This is a genomic window from Streptomyces marokkonensis, from assembly GCF_039539045.1.
GTDB classification, from domain to species: Bacteria; Actinomycetota; Actinomycetes; order Streptomycetales; family Streptomycetaceae; genus Streptomyces; species Streptomyces marokkonensis.
Genome location: NZ_BAABCQ010000341.1, coordinates 1 through 2,617, shown reverse-complemented (window position 1 = coordinate 2,617; position 2,617 = coordinate 1). Strand labels below are relative to the sequence as shown.

The following is a 2,617-nucleotide window of genomic DNA, read 5'->3' as shown; positions in this document are numbered from 1 at the left end:
CCCGCCGCGTCGACCTGCCCACCTACGCCTTCCAGCGCGAGCGCTACTGGCTGGAGGCGTCCGAGGAGTTCTCCGGGGCCGCCGCCACCGGACTCGGGCTGAGTGCGGCGGAGCACCCGCTGGCGGGTGCGGCGGTCGCGCTGCCCGGCGCCGGCGGATTCCTGGTCACCGGGCGGATCTCTCTCAAGACGCACTCCTGGCTCGCCGACCACACGGTCATGGGCAGCGTGCTGCTGCCGGGCACCGCGCTCGTGGAGCTGGCGGTGCGAGCGGGCGACGAGGCCGGGTGCGCGCAGGTCGATGACCTGACGCTGGAAGCGCCGCTGATCGTCCCGGATCGTGGCGGTGTGGCCTTGCAGGTGTGGGTCGGAGCGGAGGAAGAGCCCGGTCGGCGTGCGCTGAGCGTGCACTCGCGGCCGGAGGACGCTCCGGACGGCGCACCGTGGGTGCGGCACGCCGTGGGCTTCCTGACCAGCGAACTGCCCGAGCCGCCGCACGGCGCGGACCTCAAGGACTGGCCGCCGACGGGTGCGGAGGCCGTCGACCTGGAGGGGTACTACGAGGGTCTGGATGGACTCGGTCTGGGCTACGGCCCGGTCTTCCGTGGCCTGCGGTCGGTGTGGCGCAGCGGTGACGACGTCCTCGCCGAGGTCGCCCTTCCCGAAGACATGGAGGCGGGCGCGTTCGCCGTCCACCCGGCGCTGCTGGACGCGGCGCTGCACGCGATCGGCGCGGGCGGGCTGGTCTCCGTCGAGGACGGTCCGCTGCTGCCCTTCGCATGGTCGGAGGTGGGAGTGCGGGCCGCAGGGGCGACGGCGCTGCGGGTCAAGGTGTCCCGTACGGGTACGGACACCGTGTCACTGACCGTGGCCGACACCTCGGGCGGTCTGGTGGCCACGGCCGGATCGCTGGCGTTGCGGCCGGTGACGCGTGAGCAGCGGCACGCGGCGGGCGGCTCCGGCAGCCGGGTAGGCGACTCGCTGTTCGGACTCGCCTGGCAGCCTCTCGCCCTCACCGGGGCCGGTGCCGGGCTCGACGTGCGGAGCTACCCGGACGCGACCGCTCTCTTCACCGAGCCGGACCTGCCCGATGTCGCGGTCCTCACGGTCCCGCCGTGCCTGGACGGACGGAGTGCGGAGGCCGCCGACCGCGTGCACGGGATCGTGTGCGAGGTGCTGGAGCTGGTGCAGTGGTGGCTGGCGAGGGAGGGGGCGGGGCGGCTGGCGTTGGTGACCTCGGCGGGTGATCTGGCGCATGCCGCGGTGTGGGGGCTGGTGCGTTCCGCGGAGTCGGAGAACCCGGACCGGTTCGTGCTGGTGGAGGCCGAGGACGCCGGCGAGGTGGTCCGGGTGCTGCCCGCCGTGCTCGCCTGCGGTGAGCCGCAGTTCGCGCTCCGCGGCGGGGAGGCCTTCGTACCGCGCCTGGTGAAGGCCGCCACGGACGGCGGTACCGGCCTGCCGGACCTCACCGGAGGCACCGTTCTCGTGACCGGTGCCTCCGGGGCACTGGGCGCACTCGTCGCCAGGCACCTGGTGGTCGAGCACAAGGCGCGCCGGCTCCTGCTGGTGAGCCGCCGGGGCGCGGACGCGCCCGGCGCGGCCGAGCTGGGGGCCGAACTCGCCGCGGAGGGCGCCGAGACCACCTGGGCGGCCTGCGACGTCGCGGACCGGGAGGCCGTCACCGGGCTGCTGGCCGGGCTCGGCGAGCACCCGCTGTCCGCCGTCGTGCACACCGCGGGTGTGCTGGACGACGGAGTCGTCGCCTCGGTCACGCCCGAGAGGCTGCGGGAGGTCTTCCGCCCGAAGGTGGACGCCGTGCTGAACCTGCACGAGTGCTCCCACGGCATGGACCTGGCCGCGTTCGTGGTGTTCTCCTCCGTCGCAGGCCTGGTCGGCAGCGCTGGCCAGGCGAGCTACGCGGCGGTGAACTCCTTCCTCGACGCCTTCTCGGCGTACCGGCGCCGGGCCGGACTGCCCGCCACCTCGCTGGCATGGGGTGTGTGGGAGCAGTCCGGAGCGATGACCGACGGCCTCGCCGAGGCCGACCGGGCGCGGATGGCGCGCAGCGGCGTGCTGCCGCTGCCACCGGAGGAAGGGCTGCGGCTGCTCGACGCGGCACTCGCCTCGGACGAGGCCGTGCTCGCCCCCGTCCGCATCGACACCGGCGCGCTCCGCGCCGGCGAGGCACCGCCGGTGCTGCGGTCCCTGGTGCCGACCGTGACCACCCGCGGGACCGCCCAGGCCGCGACCGCCTCCGCGCCCTCGCTGGCCGAACGGCTGGACCGGCTCCCGGAGGCCGAGCGGGAAAAGACCGTACGGGACCTGGTCCGGGCCGAGGTGGCCGCGGTCCTGGGGCACGCGTCGGACCGTACGGTCCGGCCGGAGGACGCCTTCCAGGACCTGGGCTTCGACTCCCTGACAGCCGTCGAACTGCGCAACCGGCTGAGCAAGGCCACCGGGCTGCGGCTGCCCGCGACGCTGGTCTTCGACCACCCGACGCCCGCTCTGCTGGCACGTCATGTGTTCACAGAAACGGTGGCGGCCGCCGCTCCAGCTTTAGTGAATTCCCTACTTGCCGACCTGGACAGGGTCGAACAAGAATTGGTCACGAAGTTGGG

Annotated in this window: 1 protein-coding gene; it reads left to right on the top strand. The window is 74.1% G+C overall.

Going from position 1 to position 2,617, the window contains the following annotated elements:
- A partial coding sequence (locus tag ABEA26_RS35685; RefSeq protein WP_345598190.1) for a type I polyketide synthase occupies nt 1-2,617 on the top strand: 2,617 nt, incomplete at both ends.